This window comes from Citrobacter sp. TBCP-5362 (genome assembly GCF_005406305.1).
In the GTDB taxonomy this organism is placed as follows: domain Bacteria; phylum Pseudomonadota; class Gammaproteobacteria; order Enterobacterales; family Enterobacteriaceae; genus Citrobacter_B; species Citrobacter_B koseri.
The window spans coordinates 575,669-600,160 of sequence record NZ_CP040234.1 but is presented as its reverse complement, the minus strand read 5'-3'; the positions used below and the strand labels follow the sequence as shown (position 1 = coordinate 600,160).

At 52.2% G+C, this 24,492-nt stretch carries 20 protein-coding genes and 1 other RNA gene; 11 read left to right on the top strand and 10 right to left on the bottom strand.

Annotated features, from left to right (window positions below):
* Positions 1-7: 7 nt before the first annotated feature.
* From pflB to garL, 9 genes are all read right to left on the bottom strand, one after another.
* Entirely contained in the window at positions 8-2,302 is a 2,295-nt protein-coding gene (gene pflB, locus FD428_RS02910; RefSeq protein WP_047461071.1) for a formate C-acetyltransferase, read from the bottom strand.
* Between the two features lie 32 nt (positions 2,303-2,334).
* Positions 2,335-3,543, bottom strand: a complete 1,209-nt coding sequence (gene tdcD / locus FD428_RS02905; protein ID WP_114848358.1) for a propionate kinase — start codon at positions 3,541-3,543, stop codon at positions 2,335-2,337.
* 31 nt (positions 3,544-3,574) lie between these two features.
* Positions 3,575-4,906, bottom strand: coding sequence for a threonine/serine transporter TdcC (gene tdcC, locus FD428_RS02900; RefSeq protein ID WP_012135253.1), 1,332 nt, complete (start codon positions 4,904-4,906; stop codon positions 3,575-3,577).
* Positions 4,907-4,940: 34 nt separating this feature from the next.
* The gene (tdcB, locus tag FD428_RS02895) at positions 4,941-5,930 is read right to left on the bottom strand and encodes a bifunctional threonine ammonia-lyase/L-serine ammonia-lyase TdcB (RefSeq protein ID WP_012135254.1); all 990 of its coding nucleotides are present in this window, start codon (positions 5,928-5,930) and stop codon (positions 4,941-4,943) included.
* A gap of 103 nt (positions 5,931-6,033) precedes the next feature.
* Positions 6,034-6,972 carry a transcriptional regulator TdcA gene (tdcA, locus tag FD428_RS02890; protein WP_047461068.1) on the bottom strand — a complete coding sequence of 313 codons (939 nt, stop codon included), beginning with the start codon at positions 6,970-6,972 and terminating at the stop codon, positions 6,034-6,036.
* Positions 6,973-7,743: 771 nt separating this feature from the next.
* Positions 7,744-8,122: RNase P RNA component class A (rnpB, locus tag FD428_RS02885), an RNA gene on the bottom strand.
* A 32-nt stretch (positions 8,123-8,154) separates the two neighbouring features.
* On the bottom strand, positions 8,155-9,300 hold the full coding sequence (gene garK, locus FD428_RS02880; RefSeq protein WP_114848359.1) for a glycerate 2-kinase: 1,146 nt from the start codon (positions 9,298-9,300) through the stop codon (positions 8,155-8,157).
* Between the two features lie 96 nt (positions 9,301-9,396).
* Positions 9,397-10,287, bottom strand: a complete 891-nt coding sequence (gene garR, locus FD428_RS02875; protein ID WP_012135258.1) for a 2-hydroxy-3-oxopropionate reductase — start codon at positions 10,285-10,287, stop codon at positions 9,397-9,399.
* A 28-nt stretch (positions 10,288-10,315) separates the two neighbouring features.
* Positions 10,316-11,086: a 2-dehydro-3-deoxyglucarate aldolase gene (gene garL, locus FD428_RS02870; protein ID WP_024130976.1), complete on the bottom strand. Its 771-nt coding sequence runs from the start codon at positions 11,084-11,086 to the stop codon at positions 10,316-10,318.
* Between the two features lie 409 nt (positions 11,087-11,495).
* On the opposite strand from garL, the gene garD reads away from it, so the two are divergent.
* Positions 11,496-13,067, top strand: a complete 1,572-nt coding sequence (gene garD, locus FD428_RS02865; RefSeq protein ID WP_114848360.1) for a galactarate dehydratase — start codon at positions 11,496-11,498, stop codon at positions 13,065-13,067.
* A 59-nt stretch (positions 13,068-13,126) separates the two neighbouring features.
* On the opposite strand, the gene FD428_RS02860 is transcribed toward garD, so the two are convergent.
* Positions 13,127-13,936 (bottom strand): DeoR family transcriptional regulator, encoded by an 810-nt coding sequence (locus tag FD428_RS02860; protein WP_012135265.1) that lies wholly within the window; start codon positions 13,934-13,936, stop codon positions 13,127-13,129.
* A 249-nt stretch (positions 13,937-14,185) separates the two neighbouring features.
* Between FD428_RS02860 and kbaZ the strand changes: the two genes are divergently transcribed.
* The 10 genes from kbaZ to FD428_RS02810 all read left to right on the top strand — a co-directional run bounded on the left by kbaZ (position 14,186) and on the right by FD428_RS02810 (position 24,421).
* Complete coding sequence (kbaZ, locus tag FD428_RS02855) at positions 14,186-15,481, top strand: tagatose-bisphosphate aldolase subunit KbaZ (RefSeq protein ID WP_024130977.1); 1,296 nt, start codon at positions 14,186-14,188, stop codon at positions 15,479-15,481.
* Positions 15,482-15,499: 18 nt separating this feature from the next.
* A complete protein-coding gene (gene agaV / locus FD428_RS02850) occupies positions 15,500-15,973 on the top strand; it encodes a PTS N-acetylgalactosamine transporter subunit IIB (RefSeq protein WP_012135267.1) in 474 nt (157 codons plus the stop codon).
* A 10-nt stretch (positions 15,974-15,983) separates the two neighbouring features.
* On the top strand, positions 15,984-16,763 hold the full coding sequence (agaW, locus tag FD428_RS02845; protein ID WP_012135268.1) for a PTS N-acetylgalactosamine transporter subunit IIC: 780 nt from the start codon (positions 15,984-15,986) through the stop codon (positions 16,761-16,763).
* The gene (agaE, locus tag FD428_RS02840; RefSeq protein ID WP_012135269.1) at positions 16,753-17,631 is read left to right on the top strand and encodes a PTS N-acetylgalactosamine transporter subunit IID; all 879 of its coding nucleotides are present in this window, start codon (positions 16,753-16,755) and stop codon (positions 17,629-17,631) included. The genes agaW and agaE overlap by 11 nt, the downstream gene beginning before the upstream one ends.
* Positions 17,632-17,648: 17 nt before the next feature.
* The gene (agaF, locus tag FD428_RS02835; protein ID WP_110493762.1) at positions 17,649-18,083 is read left to right on the top strand and encodes a PTS galactosamine/N-acetylgalactosamine transporter subunit IIA; all 435 of its coding nucleotides are present in this window, start codon (positions 17,649-17,651) and stop codon (positions 18,081-18,083) included.
* Entirely contained in the window at positions 18,080-19,213 is a 1,134-nt protein-coding gene (gene nagA / locus FD428_RS02830; protein WP_114848361.1) for an N-acetylglucosamine-6-phosphate deacetylase, read from the top strand. Before agaF ends, nagA begins: the two co-directional genes overlap by 4 nt.
* Before the next feature lie 299 nt (positions 19,214-19,512).
* Positions 19,513-20,658, top strand: coding sequence for an AgaS family sugar isomerase (locus FD428_RS02825; protein ID WP_114848362.1), 1,146 nt, complete (start codon positions 19,513-19,515; stop codon positions 20,656-20,658).
* 12 nt (positions 20,659-20,670) lie between these two features.
* Positions 20,671-21,543, top strand: a complete 873-nt coding sequence (gene kbaY, locus FD428_RS02820) for a tagatose-bisphosphate aldolase subunit KbaY (RefSeq protein ID WP_049008854.1) — start codon at positions 20,671-20,673, stop codon at positions 21,541-21,543.
* Positions 21,544-21,664: 121 nt separating this feature from the next.
* Positions 21,665-23,236, top strand: coding sequence for a maltose/glucose-specific PTS transporter subunit IIBC (gene malX, locus FD428_RS02815; RefSeq protein WP_012135274.1), 1,572 nt, complete (start codon positions 21,665-21,667; stop codon positions 23,234-23,236).
* A 12-nt stretch (positions 23,237-23,248) separates the two neighbouring features.
* Positions 23,249-24,421, top strand: a complete 1,173-nt coding sequence (locus FD428_RS02810; RefSeq protein WP_110493759.1) for a MalY/PatB family protein — start codon at positions 23,249-23,251, stop codon at positions 24,419-24,421.
* Positions 24,422-24,492: the final 71 nt, after the last annotated feature.

Genomic DNA, 24,492 nt, shown 5'->3' with positions numbered 1-24,492 from the left:
TCCGGCGTTATATCGCCTGGGTAAAGGTACGTGAAATCACATCCTGCTGTTGCTCGCGGGTGAGCGCATTAAAGCGCACGGCGTAGCCGGACACGCGGATCGTCAGGTTCGGATAGCTTTCCGGGTGCTCGATGGCATCCAGCAGCATTTCACGGTTCATCACGTTGACGTTCAGGTGCTGGCCGCCTTCCACATGCGCTTCATGATGGAAGTATCCGTCCAGCAGGCCGACCAGATTGGTTTTCCGCACGCCGTCATCTTTGCCCAACGCCGCAGGCACAATGGAGAAGGTGTAGGAAATCCCGTCTTTGGCATAGGTGAACGGCAGTTTCGCGACGGAAGTCAGCGAAGCGACAGCGCCTTTACGGTCACGGCCGTGCATCGGGTTCGCACCCGGCGCGAACGGCGTACCGCCACGACGTCCATCCGGCGTGTTCCCGGTTTTCTGGCCGTACACCACGTTCGAGGTGATGGTCAGAATGGACTGCGTCGGCACCGCGTTGCGGTAGGTTGGCAACACTTTAATTTTCTTCATAAAGCGTTCAACCAGATCGCAGGCAATGCTGTCCACGCGCTCGTCGTTGTTGCCGTACTGCGGATATTCGCCTTCGATGACAAAATCGACTGCCAGCCCGTTGTGGTCGCGCACCGGTTTCACCTTCGCGTACTTGATGGCGGACAGCGAATCCGCCGCCACGGACAGCCCCGCGATGCCGCATGCCATCGTGCGATAAACGTCACGATCGTGCAGCGCCATCAGCGACGCTTCGTAGCTGTACTTGTCGTGCATGTAGTGGATGATATTCAGCGCGCTGATGTACTGCACCGCCAGCCAGTCCATGAAGTGGTCAAGGCTCTCCATCACCGTGTCGTAATCCAGCACGTCATCCATTAATGGCGCCGTTTTCGGCCCAACCTGGATTTTCAGCTTCTCATCCACACCGCCGTTGATTGCATACAGCAGCGTTTTAGCGAGGTTGGCACGGGCGCCGAAGAACTGCATCTGCTTACCGATGACCATTGGGCTGACGCAGCAGGCAATGGCGTAATCATCGCTGTCAAAGTCAGCGCGCATCAGATCGTCATTTTCATACTGCAAAGATGAAGTGACGATCGACACCTGCGCCGCATACTTTTTAAAAGCGACCGGCAGGGCTTCTGACCACAGCACGGTCAGGTTCGGCTCTGGCGCAGGCCCCATCGTGTGCAGGGTATGCAGATAGCGGAAGGAGTTTTTGGTCACCAGCGTGCGGCCATCCAGCCCCATACCGCCGATCACTTCGGTTGCCCAAATCGGGTCACCGGAGAACAGCGTGTCAAATTCCGGCGTGCGCAGGAAGCGCACCATGCGGATCTTCATGATGAAGTGGTCGATCAGTTCCTGCGCCTGTTCTTCCGTTAAGATCCCGGCTTTGAAGTCTCGCTCAATGTAGATGTCGAGGAACGACGCGGTACGGCCCAGCGACATTGCGCCGCCGTTCTGCGATTTCACCGCTGCCAGATAGGCGAAGTAAAGCCACTGGACGGCTTCCTGCGCGTTACGCGCCGGACGGGAGATATCGCAGCCGTATTTGGCGGCCATTTCCTGCATTTGCAGCAGCGCACGACGGTGTTCGGCCAGCTCTTCACGCAGGCGAATCGTCGCTTCAAGGTTCTGCCCCCACTCCAGATTTGACTGGAGATCGGCAAACTGCAACTCACGCTCGCGCACCAGATAACGGATACCGTACAGCGCAACGCGGCGATAGTCGCCGATAATGCGCCCACGGCCGTAGCCATCCGGTAAGCCGGTCAGCACCCCGGATTTACGGCAGCGCAGCATATCCGGCGAATACGCGTCGAATACACCCTGGTTATGGGTTTTACGCAGCTCGGTAAACTGATATTCAAAATCAGCATCCATTTCACGACCATACGCCTGGAATGAGCTTTTGATCATGTTGATGCCGCCAAACGGATGCAGCGCGCGCTTGAGTGGCTTATCGGTTTGCAAACCGACGATTTTTTCCAGCTCCTGCTCAATATAACCCGCGTCATGGGCAGTAATGGTGGTCGCAATATTGGTATCGAAATCGACTGGCGCATGCGTCGAGTTTTCAATACGAATACCCGCCATAACTTTTTCCCACAATGCGGTAGTCGCAGGCGTGGCTTCCGCGAGGAAGGATTCATCTCCCTCATAGGGCGTATAGTTGTGCTGAATAAAATCACGGACATTAATTTCTTCTTTCCAGTCCGTACCTTTAAAGCCAAGCCAGGCTTCGGCATACAGCATATCGCTGGTATCGATATTTACCTTCATGAAAAATAGTCTCTCTACAGAACAACAATAAATTATGCAAATTCCACAGGTGCGTTAACTTTGCCTAAATGAATAGCGTCGAGGGCAATCATTTTTTCTTCATTCGTTGGAATGACGGCACAAATAACGTTGGTGTCTTTGCTGGAGATAATTCTTTCACCGTGAGAATTAGGCAGGCTATTCATCTCGTGCTCTAATTTCACGCCCAGAACAGCCAAATGTTCAATGACCAGACGGCGAATTAACACGGAGTTTTCGCCAATCCCCCCGGTAAAAATAATACCGTCCAGGCGGTGTAACGATGCGGCATGCCCGGCAATGTGGCGGGCAATACGGTGCACAAAGGTTTTAATCGCCAGTTGCGCACGTTCATGCCCTTCATGCCAGGCTTTTTCCAGCACACGTAAGTCAGATGACAGACCGGAAATCCCCAGCAAACCAGACTCTTTATTCACCACGCGTTCCATATCGCCCAGCGTCTGGTTGGTTTCGCTGGCAATCCACGCCATCGCGCCGAAGTCCACATCGCCGCTGCGGGTGCCCATCATCAGCCCTTCCAGCGGGGTCATCCCCATAGAGGTATCGACGCTTTGACCGTTACGAACGGCACAGATAGAAGCGCCATTGCCCAGATGCGCGACAACCAGACCCGAGTCCTCTTCCTGTAGCGCAAGAAGGTCATGCGCACGCTGCGAGACATAGCGGTGCGAGGTGCCATGAAAGCCATAGCGCCGGACGCCCAACTCCTCAAAATATTTCCACGGCAAGCCATACAAATAGGCTTCAGGCGCCATCGTTTGATGGAAGCTGGTATCAAATACCGCCACCTGCTGTACGCCCGGGAAAAGATGCTGCGCCGATTCAATTCCGCTTAAATTGGCGTAATTATGTAACGGCGCTAAAGGAGAAACCCGGCGGATATTCTCGATAACTTCATCCGTAATAATGGCTGATGCTGTAAAGATATTTCCGCCGTGGGCAATACGGTGGCCAATTAAGGCCACGCTGTCGATTAAATTACGTTTTTCCAGTTCAAACGCAATCGCCTTTAATGCGCCTTCGTAGCTGTGGTGAGCCAGCTTAGCTGGCTCTCCTCCATTTACGGATAAAAACGCATCTTCAGAATTAATACCGTCCGCAATTCCTGCCATTAACACATCGCAATGGGTTGCATCCAGTACTGAAAACTTAATGGAAGACGATCCACAGTTAATCACCAGAACTACCGGAAATTCATTCATTTCACTACTCCGCTCATCCTGAGCTAAAGGATTAGAACAGTTTGTACACGATATTCAGGATGGTCAGCAGACCAATCACGGTCACAAACACGTTATCCAGACGACCACGGTATTTCGCCAGTGACGGCGCTTTACGGATGGCGTACATCGGCAACAGGCAGAGCAGCGAGGCAATGATCGGCGCACCCATTGCTTCAATCAGGTCCAGGATGTTCGGGTTGGCGTATGCCACAACCCAGGTGGAACCCATGATGAAGATCATGCTGATGGTGTTGAGTTTGCCCAGTGAAACTTTGGTTTTATCGCCTTTGTAACCAAACTTCAGCACCAGACCGTTCAGGCCTTCCAGCGTGCCCAGATAGTGACCGAAGAATGATTTGAAGATAGCGACCAGTGCGATGATGGAAGCCCCGTACTCCAGAACCGTAGCAAACGTTGATTTAGTGCCAGACAGCGACGCAAAGTGGTTCGCCAGATATGAGAGCACCGGAATGTTCTGCGCTTTCGCATCCGCCATGTTGGCCGGAGAGAGCGTGAACAGGCAGCTGAAGGCGAAGAACATCACCACGGCCACCATCAGCATGCTGGCGCGGGAGATGATCTGTGAACATTTACGCTCGGTAAATTCACGACCAAAGTCTTTCTCATACTCTTCACGTTTGGAAACCACGAAAGAAGAGACGATAGGCGAGAAGTTAAAGGAGAACACCATGATGGAGATACCCAGCCACACGGTAACCAGAATGCCGTCATGCCCGGTTAACGCGATATTGCTGAGATCCACCTGATCGATAACCGCAGAGTTCCAGTAAGGGATCAGCGACAGAGAGATCAGCACCAGGCTGGCAATGAACGGCCATACCAGGTAGCTCATCACTTTAACCATCAGGTCTTTACCAAACCAGATAACGAAAGCCATCAGCAGCAGCAGGAACAGCGCCACAAAGCCACGGTTAAGCGCCGGCATCTGCAACTGGTTTTCCCAGAAGGTCATAAAGGTGTTGGTAATGGTTACGCCATAAATCCACAGCAGCGGACAGATAGCGAAGAAGTACAGGAACGTGATGACCACGCCGCCTGTTTTACCAAAGTGCTCTTCTACCGTTTCTGTGATGTTGCCGGAAGGGTTAGAACCGGAAAGACACAGGCGCGCCAGCGCACGGTGGCAGTAAAACGCGATGGGGTAGGCCAACACCAGCATCAAAAGAATCGGGATTAGCCCGCCAAACCCTGCGCGAATAGGGAAGAACAACACCCCGGCGCCGATGGCAGTACCAAATAGTCCCAGTGTCCATGTGGTGTCCGATTTACGCCAGGACGACTGTTTTGTCTGGCTGGATACAATGCTATCAGTAGTACTCATATCCTATCCTCAACGAAAAGATTAATAGCCGGGTTTAAGCGTCAACTAAGCCCGTAATTTGCGATACACGAGAAAGATCGATATTGCCGCCAGAAATAATGCTGACCGTTTTTCTGTTCTGGATATAGCTATCTAATTTCCCGCTTAATAATGCGGCACATGCCAGTGCGCCAGCGCCTTCAGTGACGACTTTATTGCGCTGAATTAATGCAATCATGCTGTTACGAATTTCATCTTCGCTGACCAGGACAATGTCATCCACTAATTCACGAACAATCTCATACGTTAAATTACCCGGGCGAGAAACATCACAACCATCCGCCAGGGTGCCGGTCGTTCGGTGAGTGGTTATTTCTCCTGCATGATAAGATGCCGCCATGCCGTGTACGTTTTCGGACTGTACGCCAATAACTTTAATTGTCGGGTTAATGGATTTAATAGCAATCGCAACACCGGCAATCAGACCGCCGCCGCCAATTGGTACAATGACGTTATCGACATCATACAGATCTTCCATAATTTCCAGGCCAATCGTTCCCTGCCCGGCAATCACTTTCGGATCGTCATAAGGTGGAATAAAAATGCGGCCTTCAGTCTCAACAATTTCGCTCACTTTGGCGATGGTATCGTTGAAGTTGTCACCGTGCAGCACCACTTCAGCGGAGTAGTCGCAGGTGGCCGCCACTTTGGACTTCGGCGCGCCTTTCGGCATCACGACTTTGCCGTCGATACCGAGCATCGCGCAGGAGAGAGACACCCCTTGCGCATGGTTACCGGCAGAGCAAGCCACCACGCCTTTACGTTTTTCTTCTTCCGTTAATGAACTGAGTTTGTTAAACGCACCGCGGATTTTAAAAGAGCCCGTGCGTTGCATATTTTCGAACTTAAGGAATATTTCGCCTTTGCAGCGCTCGCTGAAATAGTTAGAGCGCGGCATACCTGTTTTATAAATTTTCCCCGCAAGTCTTTTTTTCGCTTCGAGGATATCTTCAATCGCAACCGGGAGATCGTATGTAATATGCATTATAACCTCTTAACCTGGGTATTAAGGTAAAATAAATAGTCAGTACCAACGTCTGATATTCAGACAGATGGCATCAGTTTTTGATTAAATTAAATTTAATCCGTTACTTAATTTCTATTAATTGCTTTCGTCTGCAACCATTATAAGATGAATATTCTTTGGCTAATTCCACCAAAACCGATGCTGCTTTTTTAATCCGATAGTTTTTAGACCAGATCGCGGCATAACGCGCGACCGGTAAATCTTCCTCTACTGGAATCGTAATAAACTGGTTTGAACCGAATGGAGATGTCATATCGCAGGGAATGACGGTCAGAAAATCAGCATTGAGAACAAGATTATAAATAGTGACAACGGAATCTGTTTTAACGATGTTTTCACTGCTGATGCCATTTCTTTGTAACGTGGTGAGGAGTTCGCTGTAGTAGCCCATATTCGTTTGTGGCAACACCCACTGTTCGTTCTGCAACGATTCCAGTGTGGTGATGCCGGTGCATGTTCGGGACTTACTGGCCACCAGGACAAACTCTGACTCAAAAAGCGGCTCCACGTGTAGATCCTGTAGTTTCATCTCATCACTGAGCGTGCCGATAGCGAAATCCAGGCGTCCGTCGCGAATCGCGGGCAGGAACGAGGAGAGCTGCGCTTCATACATCGACACCTGCGCTTTTGGGAACACCTCTTTAAATTTATGAATCATGTCAGACATAAAGGTAAAGCCAATCAACGAAGGAAAACCAAACGAAACGTCGACCACCGTGTTGCAGGTCATGCTGTTCATCTCGTTCACCATGTTTTTCATTTCACGGGTGATGGATTCAGACCAGGTAAGCAGCACCTGACCTGCGCTGGTTAACGTGACACCGGTATTTTTGCGAACGATTAACTCAACGCCAAAATAGGCCTCAACATCATTGATAATTTTACTTACAGCAGGCTGAGTTAACCCTAACTCTTTTGCGGCAGAACCGATAGAACCACTTCTAATGACTTCCTGAAAGACCACCAAGTGCTGTGTTTTAGGGAGAAGAATAGTATTCATATCGACCTGCACTAATTACTTTGTTGACGGCATGAAGTGTACCAAATAAAGGTTACATGGTTATGTGCGACTACTCACAAATTAACTTACCTTACATTTTGTAAGCTTATTTTTTAAAAAATAAACCATTTATTATCAATAAGTTGAAAGAACACGACTGCACTTTATCATGATTTTTGTCAAAAAATCATGAGGGGATAACAATATTTTATGGCGATAACATATGCGTTTCATTCGCTATTTTACAAATTCGGGAAAGACGATAATTCAATCAATTATCGCATAATTAACACGCAGATTTACGTTTAAATTTAACGGACAATTAATCAAAAATAAGTACAATTACGCCCTTATTGGGATTAAAGATTGTGGCATATCACATTTTTTCTTCTTATTTGTTTGTAAAAAAACATTACACACACGAATATTTAATTCATTTAATACACATCATTATCATTACCAACAATATATTAACACTGTGATTGTCAATTTTTGTAGCGCGTAATTTTGTGATAGCGATCAACAGCCAATCTTTTATCCGGTTAAAAAAACACCAAACAGCGTTTTGTGTTAGTGGTCACAGAACAAGAAATATCTTTTGGCGGGGAGATTATGTTACGCGGCGCGATCGGGCACCTTCTGCGGGGAATCTGCCGGATGGCGACGCTCACGCGTCTTATCCGGCCTACCAAAGCGCTCTGCCATCAGGCAGTACCGGGAACCCAAACGCTATGAAAGCAAAAACCCGCCGAAGCGGGTTTTTACATGAAGAGGTGAAACTGACCGATAAGCCGGGTTCTGTCGTGGACAGTCATTCATCTAGGCCAGCAATCGCTCACTGGCTCAAGCAGCCTACCCGGGTTCAGTACGGGCCGTACCTTATGAACCCCTATTTGGCCTTGCTCCGGGTGGAGTTTACCGTGCCGCGAACTGTTACCAGCCGCGCGGTGCGCTCTTACCGCACCCTTTCACCCTTACCTGATCCCGCTTGCGCGGGCCATCGGCGGTTTGCTCTCTGTTGCACTGGTCGTGGGCTTGCGCCCCCCAGGCGTTACCTGGCACCCTGCCCTATGGAGCCCGGACTTTCCTCCCCTCCGCCCGTCTCCCCCGAAAGGGACGACGACGAAGCGGCGACTGTCTGGTCAGCTTCGGCGCGCAGTATAGAGGGTTTGCACGCCATTGTCACCCTGCACTACGCATTCCTATCGCCAGCGTTGCGGCGATGTTTCGCGAGGCGCGGTAGATATTATCAAACGCGCCGCGAAAGGCTTCATCCAGCGTGCCAATGCGGGTAAGCACGCTGAACACGGCATCAATGCCATGCTGATGCACCACTCCCACATCATGCGTCAGACTCCCCGCGATCCCAATCACTGGCTTATGATACTTTTTCGCCACACTGGCGACGCCTATCGGTACTTTGCCGTGAATACTCTGGCTGTCGATGCGCCCTTCGCCGGTGACGACTAACGCGCAGTCGTGGATGTGTTCTTCCAGATTGAGCGCCGTGGTGACTATCTCAATGCCGCTGCGCAACTCTGCGCCGAGGAAAGCCATTAAGGCCGCCCCCATCCCGCCAGCCGCGCCCGCGCCGGGGACATTTTCCACATCCACGCGCAGCGACTTTTTAATCATGTCGGCATAATGAGCAAGATTGCCGTCCAGTTCATGAATGAGCTTTTCGGTCGCGCCTTTCTGCGGCCCAAAGATTCGCGACGCGCCATTTTCGCCCGTCAGTGGATTGGTCACATCGCAGGCCACCCGGATAGCACACGTTTTTAAACGCGGATCGAGACCAGAGATATCAATCAAATTCAGGCTGTTCAGGCTGCCGCCGCCGTTCCCAATTTCAGTACCGTTCGCATCCGTTAATCGGGCACCCAGCGCCTGCACCATGCCCGCGCCGCCGTCATTGGTCGCGCTGCCGCCAATGCCGATGATAATGCTTCTGGCGCCGTGCTCCAGCGCATGCAGGATCAGCTCTCCGGTGCCGCGCGACGTAGTAATCAACGGATTACGCTTTTCTGGCGGAACCAGCGCCAGCCCGCTGGCCGCCGCCATTTCAATAAACGCGGTACTGCCGTCCCCGGACATGCCCCAGTTGGCCATGACGGTCTCCCCCAGCGGCCCCGTCACAAAAGCGGTATACTGCGTTCCATGCGTGGCGGCAATCATGGCTTCGACCGTTCCCTCTCCGCCGTCAGCGACCGGGATAGAAACATACTGCGCATCGGGAAAAATTTCCCGGAATCCTTTTTCTATCGCCTGCGCAACTTCAGCGGCAGAAAGGCTTTCTTTATAAGAGTCTGGGGCGATTACGATTTTCATAGTTGTAGCCTGTTACTGCACAACGCCGGATGGCATTTCACTTATCCGGCCAGGGTCATAGGCCCGGACCGCCGCGCGCGACCGGGCATGACGTCATTAGCGAGCGATTTCCACTTTCGCCAGTTTTTCGTAGTAGCAGGCCAGGGCGCTATGGTCGGCCGTGCCCAGACCATCGGCACGTAGCGCCTGCATCATTTCCATCACGGCGGCGGTCAGCGGCAGCTGCGCGCCTACGCCATGAGAGGTGTCCAGCGCATTCGCCAGATCTTTAATATGCAGATCGATGCGAAAGCCCGGTTTGAAATTCCGTTCCATCACCATCGGCGCTTTCGCATCCAGCACGGTGCTACCCGCCAGACCGCCGCGAATCGCCTGATACACCAGATCCGGGTTCACCCCCGCTTTGGTCGCCAGCGTCAGCGCTTCAGACATGGCTGCGATGTTCAGCGCGACAATCACCTGGTTAGCCAGTTTGGTCACGTTGCCCGCGCCGATATCACCGGTATGCACCACGGAACCGGCCATTGCTTTTAGCAGATCGTAATATTTATCGAAAATCGCTTTATCGCCGCCAACCATCACCGACAGCGTGCCGTCGATCGCTTTCGGCTCGCCGCCGCTTACCGGCGCATCCAGCATATCGATACCTTTTGCTTTCAGCGCGTCGCTGATTTCACGGCTTGCCAGCGGAGCGATAGAGCTCATATCGATCAAAACGGTGCCTGGCTTCGCGCCTTCAATAATGCCGCCTTCGCCCAGCGCCACTTCTTTCACATGCGGCGAGTTCGGCAGCATGGTGATAATCACATCGCACTGTTCGGCAACGGCTTTTGCCGTGGTTGCGGTTTCTGCGCCTGCGGCAATAACTTCGGCAATCGCGTCAGGGTTACGGTCAGAAACCACCAGCGAGTAACCGGCTTTGAGGAGGTTTTTGCTCATTGGTTTACCCATGATGCCCAGGCCAATGAAACCTACTTTCATCGTCATAATCTTCTCTCTCTTGTTTCAGTGGTGGTTATTTCTTAAAGGCGTCAGCCAGCTTTTGCGTGGCGGAGCGGAACACGCCCAAATCGCTCCCCACGGCAACGAACGTCGCGCCCCATTCCAGATAGCGGCGCGCGTCGGCTTCGACCGGCGCCAGAATGCCGCACGGTTTACCGTGGGCTTTGGCGCGGGCAAAGATATGCTGAATGGTTTTCTGTACTTCCGGGTGAGAGGCGTTGCCGAGATGACCTAACGCCGCAGCCAGATCGCTTGGGCCGACAAAAATACCGTCAACACCTTCAGTGGCCGCGATAGCATCAACGTTATCCACCCCCTGCTGGCTTTCGATCTGCACCAGAATGGTGATGTTCTTATTTGACTGGGCAAAGTAATCCGGCACGGTGCCAAACATATTGGCGCGATGGGAAACGGAGACCCCACGGATGCCTTCCGGCGGATAACGCGTCGAGGCCACGGCGCGAACGGCTTCTTCTTCCGTCTCGACAAACGGGATCAGGAAGTTATAGAAACCGATATCCAGCAGACGCTTAATAATGACCGGCTCGTTCGTCGGCACCCGTACCACCGGCGCGCTGGCGCTGCCTTTCAACGCCATCAGTTGTGGAATAAAAGTTGAGATATCGTTCGGCGCATGTTCGCCATCCAGCACCAGCCAGTCAAAACCTGCCAGCCCTAACACTTCCGTACTGATGGGGTTTGCCAGCGCGGACCAACAGCCGATCTGAATGCGTTGCGCTGCCAGCGCAGCTTTAAATTTGTTCGGGAAGATATCGTTACTCATCATTTATACCCTGGATGAATCATTATTTATTTCCGCAATTCCGGGAGATATTTCGATTTGCTCATCTAAGGAATTACGCTGATATTTTATCGATAGCGGATAATGAAAGTCGTGAATCAGTATAATCATACTTACGCCGCTAAACATTGTTGTATTGCTCAATTTTAATATTCGCAATGAATAATATTTTGAGCATTTGCACAACGTCATGGGCGGTGATGCACAGATTTGTACATTACTCGCCCAGCGCCCGTACCATCGGGAATAATGGCCGATCGCGATCACATTTTTAAACAAAAACTCCTGGCATTCTTTATTTAGCAGCAACGTATTTTTAATTCTGACAATAAAAAGCAGTTGTTCTCTTTAACACATTTATTATCACCACCTGGCTGGAGAATACTGGACAATGGCCGATATCGAAATTAGACAAGAATCGCCAACCGCGTTTTATATTAAAGTGCATGGCACCGATAACGTGGCAATTATTGTTAATGACAATGGTCTGCAAGCCGGAACGCGTTTCCCGGACGGTCTGGCGTTGGTTGAACATATTCCTCAGGGGCATAAAGTGGCGCTGGAGGCGATTCCTGCCCACGGCGAAATCGTGCGTTATGGCGAGGTGATCGGCTATGCCGTTCGCGACATCGCACGCGGCAGCTGGATAGATGAGTCGCTGGTTGAGCTACCGAAAGCGCCGCCGTTACACACCCTGCCGCTGGCGACGAAAGTGCCGGAACCGCTGCCGCCGCTGGAAGGCTACACGTTTGAAGGCTACCGCAACGCGGATGGCAGCGTCGGCACCAAAAATCTGCTCGGCATCACCACCAGCGTACACTGCGTGGCGGGCGTCGTGGATTATGTCGTGAAGATCATTGAGCGTGACCTGCTGCCCGGATACCCGAATGTAGACGGCGTTGTCGGTCTGAACCACTTGTACGGCTGCGGCGTGGCGATCAACGCGCCAGCGGCCGTGGTGCCTATCCGCACCATTCATAACATCTCGTTGAACCCGAACTTCGGCGGCGAAGTTATGGTCATCGGCCTTGGCTGTGAAAAACTTCAGCCGGAACGTCTGCTGGAAGGCACGGAAGATGTGAAAGGGATTCCGGTGGACAGCGCCAGTATTGTGCGTTTGCAGGATGAGCAGCACGTCGGCTTTAAGTCGATGGTCGAGGATATTTTGCAGGTGGCCGAACGCCACCTGGCGAAGCTCAACCAGCGCCAGCGTGAAACCTGCCCGGCTTCCGAACTGGTGGTCGGAATGCAGTGCGGCGGCAGCGATGCGTTTTCCGGCGTGACGGCCAACCCGGCGGTGGGTTACGCCTCGGATCTGTTAGTGCGTTGCGGCGCGACGGTGATGTTCTCGGAAGTCACCGAAGTCCGTGATGCGATCCACCTTCTCACGCCACGCGCAATTAACGAAGAGGTCGGCAAACGCCTGCTGGAAGAGATGGCCTGGTACGATAATTATCTTGATATGGGGAAAACCGACCGCAGCGCCAACCCGTCGCCGGGCAACAAAAAAGGCGGTCTCGCGAACGTGGTGGAAAAAGCGTTGGGCTCTATCGCAAAATCCGGGCAGAGCGCGATTGTGGAAGTGCTGTCCCCCGGTCAGCGACCGACAAAACGCGGTTTAATTTACGCCGCCACGCCCGCCAGTGATTTTGTCTGCGGCACGCAGCAGGTCGCTTCCGGGATCACCGTGCAGGTGTTCACAACCGGTCGCGGAACGCCATATGGCCTGATGGCGGTTCCGGTAATCAAAATGGCGACCCGCACAGAACTGGCGAATCGCTGGTTTGATTTGATGGACATCAACGCGGGCACCATTGCCACAGGGGAAGAGAGCATTGAGGACGTGGGCTGGAAGCTGTTCCACTTTATTCTGGACGTCGCGAGCGGTCGTAAGAAAACCTTCTCAGACCAATGGGGGCTGCATAACCAGCTGGCCGTGTTTAACCCCGCGCCAGTGACCTGATGACGAAAAAAGGCCGGATGGGGATCGCATCGCCATCCGGCCTTTTACAGATAACTGAATTACGCGTTCACCAGAATCACTTCAATACCGCTCTTGCGTAAACCTTCCAGACTGTCGACAGGAATACCTTCATCCACAATGATGGTATGAATACGCTGCGTATCAATGATCTTATGCAGACTGGAGCGGTTAAACTTCGTGGAATCCGTGACGACAATGATGCGCTCGGCCACTTCACACATCCGGCGGTTAAGTCTGGCTTCATCTTCATTGTGCGTGCTGACGCCACGCTCTAAATCAATGGCATCGACCCCCAGAAACAACATATCGAAATGGTAATTCTGTAGCGACTGCTCTGCCTGGTCACCATAAAATGACTGCGACTGGCGGCGCAGATGCCCACCAGTCATCAGCAGTTCCACTCCCTCAGCTTCCAGCAATGCATTGGCGACATTCATGCCATTGGTCATGGCGATGATATCCGTATGCTGGCGCATCATGCGCGCGATTTCATATGTCGTGGTGCCTGAGTCAAGGATCACCCGGTGTCCGGGTTTAATCAGCGAAACCGCCGCCTGGGCGATACTGCGCTTTACAGCGGTATTGAGTGAACTTTTATCTTCCACCGAAGGCTCAATACCCGGAGTATTGCTGTCGCAAATTAACGCGCCGCCATACGCACGCACGGCAATCCCCTGTTTTTCGAGAAAAGCCAGATCGTTACGGATGGTCACGGTGGAGACGCCGAATAAGACGGAAAGATCGTTAACCTGTACGCTTCCCTGCTGTCGCAACCGCTGGATAATTTGCTCCCGCCTTTCACTGGTAGCGGTAATGCGCTTATCCGCAGAAGAATCAGTACTGCTCATAAAAAATCCTTTAATCAAATCTTTCGTTTCATTTCGATTTTTCTATTAACGCCTTTCTTTTACTGGAATGCAAGCCCCCATACCTGCAAGCCATAAGACGACGCATCGCTGAAACCTTTCATTATGTTTCTTTTGTGAAACAGATCCGAAAACCGATATCTTTCGTTTTATTTTTATAGCGTCTTGCACCAGTATCAGATGAAACAAAATGAAAGACACTTGTCTTAAGCATTCAACCTGGAGAGGAAAGTGAAACATCTAACAGAAATGGTGGAGCAGCATAAACGAGGGAACACAAATGGGATTTATGCCGTTTGTTCTGCGCATCCACTGGTGCTGGAAGCCGCTATACGTTATGCCCATGCAAACCATACCCCACTGCTGATTGAAGCCACCTCTAACCAGGTTGACCAGTTCGGGGGTTATACCGGCATGACGCCCGCCGATTTTCGCGGCTTTGTTTACCAGCTGGCCGACTCACTTAATTTTCCACAATCACAGTTGATTCTGGGCGGCGATCACCTCGGCCCCAACCGTTGGCAAAATCTGCCTGCCGCCCAGGCGATGGCAAATGCGGATGATTTAATAAAGAGCTACGTGGCAGCCGGGTTTAAAAAGATCCATCTCGATTGCAGCATGTCCTGCGCCAACGATCCGATACCGTTAACCGATGAGATCGTTGCTGAGCGCGCCGCGCGACTGGCGAAGATCGCAGAAGAAACCTGCCGTGAGCATTTTGGCGAATCCGATCTGGTTTACGTGATCGGTACTGAAGTTCCGGTTCCCGGCGGCGCGCATGAGACATTGACTGAACTGGAAGTAACAACACCTGACGCGGCACGAGCCACGCTGGAAGCGCATCGTCATGCATTTGAGAAACAGGGACTGAGCGCCATTTGGCCTCGTATCATCGGGCTGGTTGTACAACCGGGCGTTGAGTTCGACCATACGCATATCATTGATTACCAACCGCAAAAAGCCATCGCGTTGAGTGCAATGGTAGAAGCGTATGACACGCTGGTGTTTGAAGCGCACTCCACGGATTACCAGACGCCACAGTCGCTGCGCCAGCTGGTGAAAGATCACTTTGCGATTCTGAAAGTCGGCCCGGCCCTCACCTTTGCCCTGCGCGAAGCGTTATTCTCGCTGGCCGCAATTGAAGAAGAGCTGTTACCCGCCAAAACCAGCTCTGGTCTGCGCCATGTGCTGGAAAGCGTGATGCTCGATCGCCCGGAATACTGGCAGAGTCACTACCACGGCGACGGCAACGCACGCCGCCTGGCGCGTGGTTATAGTTATTCCGATCGCGTTCGCTATTACTGGCCGGATCAGCAGATTGATGAGGCGTTTGCACGGCTGGTTCGCAACCTGGCGGATGACCCCATTCCACTGCCGCTCATCAGCCAGTATTTGCCGCTACAGTACGCCAGAGTGCGCGAAGGGGATCTCAACGCAACGCCGCGAGAGCTCATTATCAGCCACATTCAGGACGTACTACAGCAGTACCACGCCGCCTGCCAGGGCGTTACATCCCAAAACGCATAACAACGAAGAGGAAACGCTATGCCAAACATTGTATTGAGTCGAATTGACGAACGTTTAATCCACGGCCAGGTCGGCGTGCAGTGGGTTGGGTTTGCGGGGGCAAATCTGGTACTGGTCGCCAATGATGAAGTGGCTGAAGACCCGGTACAGCAAAACCTGATGGAGATGGTGCTGGCGGAGGGGATCGCCGTACGTTTCTGGCCGCTGCAAAAAGTGATCGACAATATCCATCGCGCTGCCGATCGACAGAAAATTCTGCTGGTCTGCAAGTCGCCAGCGGATTTCCTCAAGCTGGTGGAGGGCGGCGTTCCCGTAACACGTATCAATGTAGGCAACATGCACTATGCCAATGGCAAACAACAAATTGCCAAAACGGTTTCTGTCGATGCTAACGATATTACGGCATTTAATGGCCTGAAAACCGCCGGTGTCGAATGCTTCGTACAGGGCGTTCCGACAGAACCCGCTTTGGATCTCTTTAAACTACTCTGAGGGATTCACAATGGAAATCAGTCTGTTGCAGGCTTTTGCGTTGGGTATTCTCGCCTTTATCGCAGGCCTGGATATGTTCAACGGGTTAACGCATATGCACCGTCCGGTGGTGCTTGGGCCGCTGGTCGGCCTGATTCTGGGCGATCTGCATACCGGTATTTTGACGGGTGGTACGCTGGAACTGGTGTGGATGGGCCTGGCGCCTTTAGCTGGCGCACAGCCGCCAAACGTGATTATCGGCACGATCGTGGGAACGACGTTTGCGATTACGACCGGTGTGAAACCCGATGTCGCCGTGGGTGTCGCCGTACCGTTTGCCGTCGCCGTACAAATGGGGATTACCTTCCTGTTCTCAGTGATGTCTGGCGTAATGTCCCGCTGCGACCGTATGGCGGCTAACGCTGACACCCACGGCATTGAACGAGTAAACTATCTGGCGCTGCTGGCGTTAGGCATCTTCTACTTCCTCTGCGCCTTCCTGCCGATTTACTTTGGGGCGGAACATGCGAAAACCGCCATTGATGTGCTACCGGAACGTCTGATTGACGGGCTTGGCGTCGCAGGCGGCATTATGCCTGCTATCGGTTTCGCCGTACTGCTGAAAATCATGATGAAAAATGTCTATATCCCCTATTTCATCATCGGTTTCGTTGCCGCGGCCTGGCTCAAACTTCCGGTGCTGGCCATCGCCGCTGCGGCCCTCGCAATGGCATTGATCGACCTGCTGCGTAAATCTCCTGAACCGACTCAACCTGCGGCACAGAAAGAGGAATTCGAAGATGGCATCTAATCAAACCACGCTACCAAACGTCTCCGACACTGACGAGACGCTGCTGTCCGGCGTAAACGAAAACGTCTATGAAGACCAAAGTATCGGCACTGAACTGACGAAAAAGGATATCAACCGCGTGGCCTGGCGTTCCATGTTGTTGCAGGCTTCCTTTAACTACGAGCGTATGCAGGCATCTGGCTGGCTGTACGGTTTACTGCCCGCCCTGAAAAAGATCCATACCAACAAACGTGATTTAGCGCGTGCAATGAAGGGCCATATGGGTTTCTTCAACACCCATCCATTTCTGGTGACGTTTGTGATCGGCATTATCCTCGCGATGGAGCGCTCCAAGCAGGATGTGAACAGCATTCAGAGTACCAAAATTGCCGTTGGCGCCCCGCTCGGCGGAATTGGCGATGCGATGTTCTGGCTGACATTGCTGCCCATTTGCGGCGGTATTGGAGCCAGTCTCGCACTGCAAGGTTCTATCCTCGGCGCCGTCGTCTTTATTGTTCTGTTCAACGTGGTTCACCTCGGCCTGCGTTTTGGCCTGGCGCACTATGCTTATCGGATGGGGGTCGCGGCCATTCCGCTTATCAAAGCGAACACCCGGAAAGTGGGTCATGCGGCGTCTATCGTTGGGATGACGGTGATTGGCGCGCTGGTGGCAACCTATGTTCGTCTGAACACCACGCTTGAAATCAAGGCCGGTGATGCGGTTGTTAAATTACAGGCCGACGTTATCGATAAGCTCATGCCCGCATTTTTACCGCTGGTCTATACCCTGACCATGTTCTGGCTGGTACGCCGCGGCTGGAGCCCGCTACGCCTTATTGGTATCACCGTCGTTCTGGGTGTAGTCGGTAAATTCTGTCACTTCCTGTAAATACAAAGAGGTTTGAGATGTTAGGCATTATTTTGACGGGGCACGGCGGATTTGCCAGCGGGATGGAAAAAGCGATGAAGCAGATCCTTGGCGAGCAGTCGCAATTTATCGCCATCGACTTCCCGGAAGCATCAACGACCGCGCTGCTCACCTCACAGCTTGAGCAGGCCGTTGGTGAACTGGACGACCGGGAGGATATCGTGTTTCTGACTGACCTGTTGGGCGGTACGCCTTTTCGGGTGGCATCAACACTGGCGTTACAGAAACCGGGACGGGAAGTGATCACCGGCACGAATTTACAGCTCCTTCTGGAGATGGTGCTGGAACGCGAAGGATTAACCAGCGAAGCCTTTCGCCAGCAGGCGCTGGAGTGCGGGCATCGCGGCCTGACCAGTCTGGTGGATGAGCTGGGGCGCTGTCGCGAAGAAAACGCCATAGAGGAAGGGATATGAGCCAGTTGCTGCGCGCCCGACGCGTGTTGACCGAGCAGGGCTGGCTTGACGATCACCAACTCCGTATTGAGAAAGGCGTTATTGCGGCAATAGAGCCCGTTCCCCCAGGAATCACAGTGCGTGATGCAGAGCTACTGTGCCCGGCATATATTGATACTCATGTTCACGGTGGCGCAGGTCTGGATGTCATGGACGACGCGCCGGAGACGCTCGATAAACTGGCGTTGCATAAAGCGCGCGAAGGCGTGGGAGGTTGGCTTCCCACGACGGTCACTGCACCGTTGGATGCTATCCACAATGCGCTGGAACGTATTGCCCGACGCTGTCAGTCCGGCGGCCCCGGCGCGCAGGTGCTGGGTAGTTATCTGGAAGGCCCCTGGTTCACGCCGCAGAACAAAGGGGCTCATCCGCCTGAACTGTTTCGTGAATTGGATCTTGCCGAGCTGGACGACCTGATAGCCGTCTCACAGAACACCTTGCGCATCGTCGCGCTGGCGCCGGAAAAACCTGGCGCACTGCAAGCGATTCAACATCTCAAACAACGCGGCGTACGCGTCATGTTAGGCCATAGCGCGGCAACGTACGAACAGACCTGCGCCGCATTTGATGCCGGTGCAGACGGGCTGGTGCATTGTTTTAACGGTATGAGCGGATTACACCATCGGGAACCTGGAATGGTGGGCGCCGGGTTAACCGATACGCGTGCGTGGCTGGAGCTTATCGCCGACGGGCATCATGTCCATCCTGCGGCACTGCGTCTGTGCTGTGGCTACGCGAAAACGCGGGTTGTATTAATCACCGATGCGATGCGCGCAGCAGGTATGCCTGACGGGCAATATGATATTTGCGGCTACGACGTCGAAATGCGTGGCGGCATTGTACGCACCGCGTCCGGTGGGCTGGCGGGCAGTACGCTCTCGATTGATACCGCCGTGCGAAATATGGTCAAACACGCTGGCGCGACGCCAGAAGAAGCTATCCATATGGCCTCACTGCATCCTGCACGCCTGCTTGGCATCGATCGCCAGTTGGGATCGATCGAGCCAGGCAAATGCGCCAGCCTCATCGCGCTGGACAATGGCCTGCATCTCCAGCGTGTCTGGATTCAGGGGCAGCCCTTCGCCTTGTAGACCTTTCATTCTCTGTCATATTGGCCTTAGACGTAACGTCATGAGGCCTTTCTTTTTCTTTCGCTAAGGAAATCCTTAGATAACGTAAGTTAAAGCCAACACGTTATATATCAATGAGATAACCACACCCTTCGTTTCATCGATCACATTTTTCGTTTTATTTCACTTTGCATCATTGAACTTTCGATTTCTTTTCTATAGATTTTATTTAACTGAACAGCAGAACAAGTGAAACGAAACGAAAGTCAAAGGCACAATACCAACGGCTGAGTGGAGTTCACAAGACTAAGGACTATGTTATGCCAGAAACTCGCACCTCCGTTACCGGCACCTGGACGGAAGAAGAGATCCGTCAACAACCGGCCAGTTGGATCCGCTCACTTAATAACATCAGCAGTATTCGATCGGCCATTGATCGTTTCCTGACGCCATTGCTGTGCAAAAACGATCTGCGGATCATACTGACCGGCGCAGGCACTTCCGCGTTTATCGGCGATATCATCGCCCCCTGGCTTTCACGCCACACCGGGAAAAACATCACGGCCGTACCCACCACTGACCTCGTCACAAATCCAATGGATTACCTGACGCCCGCACATCCGTTACTGCTGGTCTCCTTCGCCCGCTCCGGCAACAGCCCGGAAAGCGTTGCCGCCGTTGAGCTGGCAAATCAGTTTGTGCCTGAGTGCTATCACCTTTCGATCACCTGCAATGAAGCCGGAAATCTGTATCAAAATGCCGTCGACAGCGATAACGCCTTCGCATTGTTGATGCCTGCTGAAACGCACGATCGCGGCTTTGCGATGACCAGCAGCATCACCACCATGATGGCGAGCTGTCTGGCGGTGTTCGCACCCGATATGATCAACAACCAGACCTTCCGCGATGTTGCGGATCGCTGCCAGACGATCCTCAGCTCGCTCGGTGATTTCAGCAAAGGCGTTTTTGGCAATGAGCCCTGGAAACGGATCGTTTACCTCGGTAGTGGCGGGTTACAGGGCGCTGCGCGTGAATCTGCGCTCAAAGTTCTGGAGCTGACAGCCGGTAAGCTGGCTGCATTTTACGACTCGCCGACGGGTTTCCGTCACGGCCCGAAATCGCTGGTTGATAACGAAACGCTGGTCGTGGTGTTTATCTCCAGCCATCCCTACACCCGTCAGTACGATCTCGATCTGTTAGCGGAACTGCGCCGCGATCAACAGGCACTGCGCGTCGTCGCAATCGCCGCTGAAAGCAATCCTGTCATCGACGCAGGCCCACATATCCTGCTGCCGCCATCGCGCGCTTTTATTGATACAGAACTGGCTTTCTGCTTCCTGATCTACGCGCAGGTGTTCGCACTCACGCAATCCATCAGCGTCGGAAACACCCCGGACACCCCATCCGCCAGCGGCACGGTTAACCGTGTGGTGCAAGGTGTTGTTATCCATCCCTGGAATGCCTAAGAGGATCGCATCATGAGCATTATTTCCACCAAGTACCTCCTGCAAGATGCCCAGACGAAAGGTTACGCTGTCCCTGCATTCAACATCCATAACGCCGAAACGATCCAGGCGATCCTCGAAGTTTGCAGTGAAATGCAATCCCCCGTGATCCTCGCCGGTACGCCTGGCACCTTTAAGCATATTGCGCTGGAAGAGATCTACGCGCTATGCAGCGCTTACTCCAACAGCTATGACATACCGCTGGCGCTGCATCTCGATCACCATGAGTCGCTGGAAGATATCCGCCGCAAGGTCAATGCCGGCGTACGCAGCGCCATGATCGACGGTAGCCACTTCCCGTTTGAAGAAAACGTGAAGCTGGTGAAATCGGTGGTGGATTTCTGTCACGCGCGCGATTGCAGCGTGGAAGCTGAACTGGGACGTCTGGGCGGCGTGGAAGACGACATGAGCGTCGATGCAGAAAGCGCCTTCCTGACCGATCCGCAGGAAGCGAAACGCTTTGTCGAACTCACCGGTGTCGACAGCCTCGCTGTGGCAATCGGTACTGCACACGGCCTTTACACCAAACGTCCTAAAATCGATTTCCAGCGTCTGGCTGAGATTCGCGAAGTGGTTGATATCCCACTGGTGCTGCACGGCGCAAGCGATGTACCTGATGAGCTGGTGAGACGGGCCATTGAACTCGGCATATGCAAAGTGAACGTTGCAACGGAGTTGAAAATCGCTTTCGCCGCAGCGGTTAAAAAATGGTTCAGTGAAAACCCTGATGGCAACGATCCGCGTTATTACATGCGCGTGGGCATGGATGCGATGAAAGACGTCGTCAGAAGTAAAATAACGGTTTGCGGATCCTACAAAAAGTTACTGCAACCTTCGCATTGTTAATCTTTGTTTTCGAATTGAATCAATAAACATATAAAAACAACTTACTTCGCAATTTCAAAAGGTCATGATTAATTCCTCATGACCTTCATATTATACTGATGAAAATCATGGAGTACTCTACATGACACAGGAAAAGTCCTTTAAATCGAGGTTATGGGAATTTTTTCAAAGCCTGGGTAAAACATTTATGTTCCCCGTATCGCTGCTTGCATTTATGGGGTTATTATTAGGTGTAGGCAGTTCAATTACCAGTCCGTCGACAATAAAAAGCTTTCCATTCCTGGGAGGAGAACTTACCCAATTAACTTTTGGTTTTATTGCAATGGTAGGTGGATTTGCTTTTACTTATTTACCTGTCATGTTTGCTATTGCTATTCCAATGGGAATGGCTAAACGGAATAAAGCCGTTGGCGCTTTTTCAGGTTTTGTCGGCTATATGCTGATGAATATGAGTATCAATTATTACCTGACCGCGACACACCAGATTGCGGATGCCGCGACAATGAAACAGGTCGGGCAATCCATCGTATTAGGCATTCAGACATTAGAGATGGGCGTGCTGGGCGGCATCATCGCTGGCGTTATCACCTATTTCCTGCACGAGCGTTTCCAGGATACCGTCTTGCATGACGCTTTCGCTTTCTTTAGCGGCATTCGTTTCGTCCCTATTATCACCTCGCTGACAATGTCTCTGGTGGGGTTAGCGATTCCATTACTCTGGACCTACGTCGCGATGGGTATTGCCGGTATCGGACATATCATTCAGAGCACCAGCGTATTTGGCCCATTCTTATACGGTGTAGGCGTGCTGCTGCTCAAGCCTTTCGGCCTTCATCATATCCTGTTAGCTATGGTGCGTTTCACCCCGGCTGGCGGAACGGAGTTCGTTAACGGCCATGAAGTCGCCGGGGCGCTCAATATTTTTTATGCCGAGCTAAAAGCTGGCCTTCCCTTCAGCCCACATGTAACGGCCTTCTTATCTCAGGGCTTTATGCCGACATTTATTTTTGGTTTGCCTGCCGTAGCATATGCTATCTACAGAACGGCCAAACCCGAAAACCGCCCGGTGATTAAAGGACTGTTACTTTCCGGTGTTTTAGTTTCGGTTATCACTGGTATCTCCGAGCCTATTGAATTTTTATTCCTCTTTATTGCCCCAGCGCTGTATGCCTTCCATATTGTAATGTCTGGGTTGGCTTTGATGGTCATGGCAATTCTTGGCGTCACCATTGGTAATACGGACGGCGGCATTCTGGATTTGTTAATTTTCGGTGTGATGCAAGGAACATCAACGAAATGGTATTTATTATTCCCGGTTGGTATCGTTTGGTTTGGGATCTACTTCTTTGTTTTCCGCTGGTACATTCTTAAGCATGATATTAAAACACCAGGCCGTGAGGACTCTTCAGATGATGCAGCCCAGGCTGTTGCAGCAAATACCAAAGCACGCGGCAAATCAAAATATGATCACGGTGTTATTTTGAATGCGCTGGGTGGGAAAGAAAATATCGATTCTCTGGATAACTGTATTACCCGTTTACGCCTGGTGGTGAAAGATATGTCCAAAGTGGATCAACAAACATTAAAAAACGCCGGGGCGCTCTCCGTCGTTGTACTGGATGCGCATAGCGTTCAGGTCATTATTGGGCCACAGGTGCAAAGCGTGAAAACAGGCATTGAAGCCTTAATCTAACAGGAGTCTGGAATGTTCGATTTCGACAGTATCATCGAGCGTCAAAGTGATAAATGCCGCAAGTGGGATCATCCGTTTGTCTGCTCGCGGTTTGGCGCCGTACCAAAAGACTTTATTCCGCTATGGATTGCGGACATGGATTTCACCTCACCTCCTGCGGTGATTGACGGCTTCCAGCGTATCGTCCAGCACGGAACATTTGGCTACACCTACTGTTTCGATGCGTTTTATGACGCGGTCATTACCTTCCAGTATGAGCGCCATCAGGTAAATGTTCAGCGTGACTGGATCACGCTAACCTACGGCACCGTTTCTACACTGCACTACACGGTTCAGGCATTCTGCCAACCGGGCGATAGCGTGATGATGAATACGCCGGTCTATGACCCTTTTGCGATGGCGGCGCAGCGGCAGAATGTGCATGTTCTCGCCAGCCCGCTTCGCGTGGAAGAGAACCGCTATCATCTTGATGTTGAATTGATCGAAGACCAGCTTAAAACGCATCGTCCAAAGCTATGGTTCTTCTGTTCGCCGCATAACCCTTCAGGAAGGATCTGGCGTGCGGATGAGATCCGTCTGGTCTCTGATTTATGCAAACGCTATGGCGTGATCCTGGTCGTTGACGAAGTCCATGCCGAGCACATTCTTGATGGTAAGTTCGTCAGTTGCTTGTCATCGGGGTGCGCCGCACTGGATAACGTTATTGTCCTGACCTCGCCCAACAAAGCTTTCAACTTAGGCGGGCTGAAAACCTCTTATTCCATCATCCCGAATGAGACGCTGAGGCAGCGTTTTCGCCAGCAGCTTGAGAAGAACTCCATCACCTCACCGAATATCTTCGGTGTCTGGGGAATCATTCTTGCCTATCAGCAGGGGCTTGCATGGCTGGATGCGCTGAATGGATATCTGCGCGGCAACGCCGTATATCTGGCTGACGCCATTAAGACCCACTTTCCCGACTGGAAAATGATGACACCGGAATCGTCATATCTCGCATGGATTGACGTGAGTGCGGATGAGCGCAGCGCAACGCAACTGACACAGCACTTTGCTCAACAGGCAGGAGTGGTGATCGAAGATGGCAGCCACTACGTGCAAAACGGTGAAAACTATTTACGGATTAACTTCGGCACCCAGCGCTATTGGCTGGAACACGCCATCGACAGGATGCTGAAGCATTACTAATCCTTGTACAAACAGTGTTATCCCCACCGGGTAACACTGTTTTTCCTCTGATGCGGCCAGCCAGGGCAGTA